At 60.8% G+C, this 7,022-nt stretch carries 8 protein-coding genes; 5 read left to right on the forward strand and 3 right to left on the reverse strand.

Annotation, left to right across the window (positions count from 1 at the left end):
* Together VMA74_RS09485 and VMA74_RS09490 are read left to right on the forward strand one after the other, a co-directional pair.
* Positions 1-814: GGDEF domain-containing protein (locus VMA74_RS09485; protein WP_325366410.1), on the forward strand; the 814-nt coding region annotated here is incomplete at its 5' end.
* Between the two features lie 24 nt (positions 815-838).
* Positions 839-1,399: a hypothetical protein gene (locus tag VMA74_RS09490; protein WP_325366412.1), complete on the forward strand. Its 561-nt coding sequence runs from the start codon at positions 839-841 to the stop codon at positions 1,397-1,399.
* A gap of 62 nt (positions 1,400-1,461) precedes the next feature.
* On the opposite strand, the gene VMA74_RS09495 is transcribed toward VMA74_RS09490, so the two are convergent.
* Positions 1,462-2,346, reverse strand: coding sequence for a helix-turn-helix transcriptional regulator (locus VMA74_RS09495; RefSeq protein ID WP_325366423.1), 885 nt, complete (start codon positions 2,344-2,346; stop codon positions 1,462-1,464).
* A gap of 100 nt (positions 2,347-2,446) precedes the next feature.
* The gene (locus VMA74_RS09500; protein ID WP_325366413.1) at positions 2,447-2,998 is read right to left on the reverse strand and encodes a hypothetical protein; all 552 of its coding nucleotides are present in this window, start codon (positions 2,996-2,998) and stop codon (positions 2,447-2,449) included.
* A gap of 492 nt (positions 2,999-3,490) precedes the next feature.
* Between VMA74_RS09500 and VMA74_RS09505 the strand changes: the two genes are divergently transcribed.
* Positions 3,491-4,618 carry a Cache 3/Cache 2 fusion domain-containing protein gene (locus tag VMA74_RS09505; RefSeq protein ID WP_325366415.1) on the forward strand — a complete coding sequence of 376 codons (1,128 nt, stop codon included), beginning with the start codon at positions 3,491-3,493 and terminating at the stop codon, positions 4,616-4,618.
* A gap of 20 nt (positions 4,619-4,638) precedes the next feature.
* Positions 4,639-5,199, forward strand: a complete 561-nt coding sequence (locus VMA74_RS09510) for a hypothetical protein (RefSeq protein WP_325366417.1) — start codon at positions 4,639-4,641, stop codon at positions 5,197-5,199.
* Positions 5,200-5,372: 173 nt separating this feature from the next.
* Here VMA74_RS09510 and VMA74_RS09515 read toward each other — a convergent pair whose 3' ends face one another.
* Positions 5,373-6,089: an SDR family NAD(P)-dependent oxidoreductase gene (locus VMA74_RS09515; RefSeq protein ID WP_325366419.1), complete on the reverse strand. Its 717-nt coding sequence runs from the start codon at positions 6,087-6,089 to the stop codon at positions 5,373-5,375.
* A gap of 91 nt (positions 6,090-6,180) precedes the next feature.
* Between VMA74_RS09515 and VMA74_RS09520 the strand changes: the two genes are divergently transcribed.
* The gene (locus tag VMA74_RS09520; RefSeq protein WP_325366421.1) at positions 6,181-6,840 is read left to right on the forward strand and encodes a TetR family transcriptional regulator; all 660 of its coding nucleotides are present in this window, start codon (positions 6,181-6,183) and stop codon (positions 6,838-6,840) included.
* The last annotated feature ends 182 nt before the right edge of the window (positions 6,841-7,022 follow it).

Here is a 7,022-nt window from a genome sequence, read left to right on the forward strand (position 1 = left end):
GGGCAAGTTCTATACCGACGATGCCAGGCGCCATTGGGCCGACTGCGAAGTGGCCGGATCGCTGGGCATCGTCACCTATGCCAACGCGCCGGTCCGCGACAAGGGTGGCGAGCTGTTCGGCACCCTCTGCGCGGCCAGCAACGAGCGCAAGCCGCTTGCCGAAACGGCGGCCCACGTGCTGGCGCTGTTTGCCCAATTGATCAGCCAGCAGGTCGACCGGGAACGGATGTCGGCAGCGCTGCAGCAGGCCAACCGTTCGCTGGCGGCGATGGCGTTGACCGATACCATCACGCAATTGCCCAACCGGCGCGCCTTGCTGGATGACATGCAGCGGCGCCTGGCCGATGCTGCCGATGACCGCGCGCTGATCGTGGCCTTTATCAGTCTGGACGACTTCAAGCCGATCAACGACCGGCATGGCCACGAGGCCGGCGATCAATTCCTGCAGACCGTGGCCAAGCGCTTGCAACGCATGCTGCGCGAGGGCGACATGGCGGCGCGCATCGGCAGCGATGAATTCGTGGTACTGGCGGTGGAGCAACGTGCACGCGCGAACCAGGCCGCCGCCGCGCTGGCGCAGCGTTTGGAAAGCGCCACGCGAGGACGTTTCAAGCTGGATGCGGCGTTGATCGACTATGACGGCGCGAGCGTGGGTGCCACCGTCGCCGAACCCGGTTGCACCAACGCCCAGGCACTTCTGAACAAGGCCGACGCCGCCATGGAAGCCGCCAAGCGTTTGCGCAAGCAGCATGCTTCGCTGCCAGCGCAGGCCAGAAGAACCATTGCCCGCTACGAGTGGCCGGTTATCGAGTGAGCGCGCTTACCTTATGATGCGGCCATGAAGTTCAACCCGGTTTCCGTCGACGAACTCAGCCATGCATGCATGCCGGAGCAGGCGCAGCCCGGCGCCTACTACCGGCAAGGAAAGGACATCGTGCTCATCGCCTTGAACGTGGCCGAGCAGCAGGACGGACTTAACCCCTCCTACATCTACTTTTCCGGCGAGCGGGTCGAACACCGGCGCAGCCTGGCGAACAGCCTGTTGATTCCGCTGAACAACCTGGCGCCGCGATTTCATATCGAGGGGGCGGCCGAGTCCCTGACATTTACCGCCGGCGTGTCCATCGATTACTATCAGGAGCCGGCCTTGGTGCTGGCCGACGAGCAACCGCACATCCTGTTGAAAGATTTTCCGGACGAGCCCCAGGGCGATCCGAGATTCCGCCGATATCGACTGATGCTGAACATCGCGAGCCGGCAGGTTGTCCGTTTATCGCCCGGAAAAACGCTGATCGTGTTCGACCACGTGGTGATGTGGGGCTGCCTGCCGGGTGGGGAACAGGAAGTATCGGAAAAGATGGCGGTGTTGAAGCTGCGGCCGGATGACCGGGGGCGATGAACCGGTGGTGCACAGGCTGGGATGAAATCCCAGTTTTTCTTGCATTGGCTGATGCTGGGGTTTCATCCCAGGCTAGGGTTGGGGCGCTTGCCAGGTGCAACCTTGGCCATGTTCCCAGTCTGCTCCATCAGCCGATGGTGCGCCGCTTCGGTCGCGTCGTCGGCGGGAAACATCGACTCGATGCGTAGCTCTTGCGTGGCAATCGCTTGTGGCGTGCCGACGGTAGTCACCATCGAAAAATAGCGCAGCACTTGGCCGTCCTTTTCGAAACTGAGCGGAACCATGGGCAACGTCGGGCTTGGGTCGTCGGTTTGCTGGCTGGGGAAGCCGGGGTCGTGGTCTGGATAGGCGAGCAGGGAGGCGATGAGTTCCTGGGTGCGCGCATCCATCGTATGACCGACCGCTTCGCGTTGAATTCGCTGGATCAGCGCTTTTGAGGCGTCCTTCCAGTTGACGATAAACGGACGCATACCCGCCGGGTCGAACATGAGATGCAGCATATTGCGCGGTTCCGGGCGTGCGTCGAGATCAATGAAGCGGTTGAAGAAGCGGGGCGCGGCCCCGTTCCTCATGACGATGTTCCAATAGCGGTCCATCACGATGGCGGGGAAGGGTTCGTGCTGGCGAAGCATGCGATCGAGGGCATGCGCCACGCTGCTCATTTCTTCGGCGTTCCATCTGTTTTCTTTATAAGACGGCGCAAAGCCGCCTGCCATCAGCCATTCGTTGCGATCGCGAAATGGCACGTCCAGTGCCTCGGCGATGTAGAGCAGCGTTTGCCGGCTTGGCGCGCTTCGTCCGCTTTCGATAAAACTCAGGTGCCGCTGCGATATGCCGGTATCGAGCGATAGCGCCATCTGGCTTTTGCCACGAACGTCCCGCCAATGACGCAGCAATCGCCCCAGTTCGAGCTGGGATGAAAGGCGGGCGTGCTTACGCGTGCTCATGGGGTGGCGAGTGCTCAGTGCGATCGGATGTCTATCTTGGACAGTGGTCGAATTGCACCCGCAGCGGTTTGCAGGGGTGCAGCGGCCATGGCGCCGAGGTTCAATGATGCGCCCAGGCGTAAGGCGCGAATGCGTCTTCCAATGGCGGGTTTGCGATGGTGGCAGTGTAGTTCGTGATGGTTGACGCAGCGACAATGGCGATCACTTCCAGCAGATGAGGGCGATCGAAGCCGGCTTCCAAAAAGCGGTCCGCATCTTGCTGGGTAAGGTGCCCACGCTTTTCGATCAACGTGCGTGCCAGGCTGGACAACGCCGCAAGCGCCGGATCGCCCGGCAGGCGGCCCGCACGGATGGCGTCGACGTCGGCCTTGTCGATACCTTGCTGCAAAGCGAGCGCACTGTGGAACGCGACGGCCCAGCCACTCGCATTGGCGACCGCATCCGTGAGCAGGACGACCTGGATCTGGCGCTCTGTAAAGCTGCCGCCGTGGACTTTTCCAAACAGGCCGACCAGGCAATCGATCAGCACGGGGGAGGTGGCCATGGCGCCGGCGATATTCGGAATCATGCCGAAAGCGCTTTGCAAAGCTTCCAGCGAAGGGCGGGCGGCTGCGGGTGCGGAATGGATGGTGTGGACGGGGAACGGGTTCATGATATTGGCCTCGCAGTGGGGATGTAGGGGCCGGCGTCCTGCACCGGTTGGGAGGCATCATTGGTTGTTTCAGGAATCGCAGCAATTACGCCCGGAGTAATAATGGCGGCCCATGGGGCGATCCAAACGCCCGATGCGTAAGGACTGACGCGTTGTGCGCCTGTTAGCTGCGTCTCACATGTAACTGTCCTGAAATAACTTGTCTTTGTCCCCCTCTGATATCCTCACATCCATTCCGTTCCAACATCCTTTGTATGGGGCAAAAAGCTTCAGGCGTTCTTCCCATGGCCGATAGGGAGGAAGAGCCCGTAGATGGGATGCAATCCCAGCATCGCGTGCAGGTAAAGCTGGGATTTCATCCCAGCCTGCGGCGGTTGGGAACAACGCCGGAACGCGCGCACGCAAACACATCATTTTCGATGCCCTGGGTTGCGAGACCCATCTGGCATCTAGCCGTCCGGTGATGCCGGACGTCATTTCAGGGGGAGTGGGATGTTTAAAGATTCATTGCGGGCTCGCCTGTTGCTGCCCGTGTTGGCATTGGGCCTGGCGGCAGTCATCGCGACGGTCGTTGCGTTGGCCTGGACCGAGGCCAATCGCGTGCGCGTCGAAGCGCAAAACGCCATCGAGAACCAGAGCCGGGGCTTGCTCAGTATTTTCAGCGTCACGCATTCGATCATGCTCGATCGCGTACGCAGCTCCATGCGCCTGCTTCGCCAGGATACCGATGAGCAGGGTACGCCCGGCGTGGGACAGCCCATTACCGTGGCCGGCCGCCAGGTCAATGATTTGCTGTTTGGCGGCAAGCCGCAGGGCAACCAGTTCCAGATCGTCGACAGTGTGACGGCCATCATGGGTGGCACCGCCACGCTCTTTTCGGCATCCGGCAACGATTTTGTGCGCGTGTCCACCAACGTCAAGAAAGACAACGGCGAGCGCGCCGTGGGCACCATCCTCGATCCCCACGGGCAGGTCATCGTCGAGATTCGCAAGGGGCTGGCTTTCTACGGCGTGGTGGACATTCTCGGGTCGCCTTATGTGACGGGTTACGAGCCCATCTACGATGGCAACGATCCCAAGCCGATCGGCATCTGGTACGTGGGTTACAAGACGGACCTGGACGCGCTCAGCAAAGTCATCAGCAACAGCCGCGTGCTGGATTCCGGCTTTATTGCCATGCTCGACAGCAAGGGCAAGCTCCGTTTCCACACCGACGTCGGCGCGGCCGCCGACCCGGCCTTCATCAACAAGATCATCCAGGAACAACCCTCCGACTGGACGGTGCAAAAGCGCGACGTTCCCGATTGGGGCTTTACCTTGGTAGCGGCGTATCCGAACAGCGACATCAATAGCGCTATCATTCGGCAAACGATCTGGATCAGCCTGATCGGCCTGTTTATGTGCTTGCTGTTGCTGGGCTTGCAATATGTATTGATTCAGAGCCGCGTGCTGCGGCCGATCAAGCGCCTGACCGAAGTGGCGGACGCCCTGAGCATGGGCAAGATGAACAACGTCATCGAAGAAGTGAAACTCAAGGATGAGATCGGCACCTTGGCCAAGGCCATTGCACGCCTTTCCAACAGTGTCCGATTGGCTATGGAACGACTTGGCAAGCGCTGAGCTGCACGCGGGAAACGAACATGGTTAGCGAATTTCGGCCATTGATCGAAGTGCTGCGCGAGCTGCAAAAGCTCGTGCAGAAGAAAATGTCCGGCCATTTCTTCATTGCCACGGAAAGCAATCATTCGTCGATGATTCTGTTGCGCAACGGCCACGTGGACGAGGTCACGTTCAGCCGTTACCGCAGCGACGAAGCCGTGAAGCAGCTATCGAACGTAGCAGCCGCCCGCGCCCGGTTTCAGCCCGGCAAGGTGGATACCTCCACCGCCAGGACACCGCTGGGCGAAGCCGCCTTGCAATGGCTGCTCGGTGGCTTCGAAAACGATGCAGCCATGCGGCCGCGCGTTGCGCCAGCCGCCGCACCTGCCCCTGCGCCCATTACCGATGCCGCCGCACGCCGCGAGATCGTCGAAAAAGTGGCGCTGACCTATCTTGGCCCCATCGCCACCTTGATCTGCGACGAAGCCTTTGCCGGCTCGGGCGACCTGGACCAGGTGCTGCAGCAAATCGGCTCCAATCTTTCCACCCCCGACGAATCAAGGCGTTTCATGCAAGAGGCGCGCGCGGCCTTGGCGAGATAGCGGGTAGGCTGGGATGAAATCCCGGCATAGGAAGCCGCGAGAACGCTGGGATTTCATCCCAGCCTATACGCTGATTCGCCAGGGCAAGGGATCTCGGTGAGTGGGAGTGGGCCGCAATATCGCTTACTTTGGACCGCAATGCATGCAAACAGGTCGCAGCACGCGAACGCGGCCTACCATGGTACTGTCCGGCCCAGGTAATCAAGGTACTGCAAGCCCGGATTGCCGTGCACCGCAAGCAGTGTGTTGACCACGTTCGGGATGCTGTCTTCGATGGTCAACGGCGCGTCCGAGCCGCCCATATCGGTGCGAACCCAACCCGGCGCCATCAGGACCATGGGGTGCCGATCTGCGCCGTGGCGCGCCGCGAAACTGCGCATGAACATGTTCAGCGCGGCCTTGCTCCCTCGGTACACTTCCCGCATGCCATTGGTATTGTTGGCGACACTGCCTTGGCCGGAGGACATCACGCCGATGGTGCCGCCGTCGGCAACGCGGTCATAAAGCGCTTCCAGCACCCGCATCGGGCTCAGCGCATTGGTCACCATGACGCGGGTGAATTCTTCGGTCGAAACTTCGCCGATCGTCTCACTCTGGTTGTTGGTCACGCCTGCATTGACGAACAGCAGGTCGAAGGTCCTGCCGTCGAGGCGGGAACGAAGCGCGGCGATGTGATCCGGCATCGTGATATCAACATGCTCGATGTCGACGCGTCCAGGGTGGCGCTGTGCCAGCGCATGCAGCGGTGTCTGTGCTGAGCCACGAACCGTGCCCATCACATGCCAGGCCCGTTTCAGCAACTCCTCGGCCATGGCGTAGCCGAGCCCGCGCGAAGCGCCGATGAGCAGCGCAGTCTTCTGTGCCGACTGTGTTGGTGTGGTGGTCGTCATAGGATGTTTGCCTTCGTGTTTGCAGCGACTTGTCGCGAAACTAGAATATGAATAAATATTCGCGTTTACTATTCGCGTTCCTGGAGCCTAGATGGCCAGAAGCAAGAAGCCCGTCATTTCAGCGAGAAAACAGCCGCGACAAGTGCGCTCCGAGCAGCTTGTCGCCGCGATTCTCGAGGCCGCCAGTCGCGTTCTGGTGCGTGACGGCGCACATCGCTTCACTGCAGCCCGCGTTGCAGAAACTGCTGGCATCAGCGTGGGATCGCTGTATCAATACTTTCCAAACAAGGAGGCCATCCTGTTTCGGCTGCAAGCCGAAGAATGGGATCAAACCATGGATCGGCTCGGGCGCATCCTTGGCGATGCAAGCGTGCCGCCGCCCGCGCGGCTCAAGGCCGCGGTGCAGACATTCTTCCGCTCCGAATGCGAAGAGGCCATATTCCGCGGCGCCTTGGAAGACGCCGCGCCGCTTTACCAAGAAGAACCTGAAGCACGCAGCCATGCCGAAGAAGGCCGCCAGCTCATGCAGGACTTCATCAAGGACGCGCTACCAGGGGCGCCGGCGTCGCAACGCGCATTCGCGGCGGACTTGATCGGCACCGTCATGTCCTCGGTAGGCAAGGCGGTCTCCAGCCAGAACCGATCCATCGCGGAGGTCGATGCGCTCGCGACGGCGATCGGCGACATGTTCTGCGCTTATTTGGAACGGGCGGCTCCCGGCCGTGGAATGCATCAGCGCGCCCGCCAATAATCGCGGCGTTCGATGGGCCAAAGGGCTCGGTGATATCGACTTGGGTTTCGATTAATGTATAGGGGCGAGGCAGGAACGTGCGCCACAGATCCGGCTTTTGTCATTCCGTCCTTTGTCTAAAGGGCTGGATTTGAAGGTCTGTCGTGCGCGAACGGGGTTGCCGACGCGCTCTTTAAGTTGTC

Source organism: Dyella sp. (genome assembly GCF_035508675.1).
Classification (GTDB): domain Bacteria; phylum Pseudomonadota; class Gammaproteobacteria; order Xanthomonadales; family Rhodanobacteraceae; genus Dyella_B.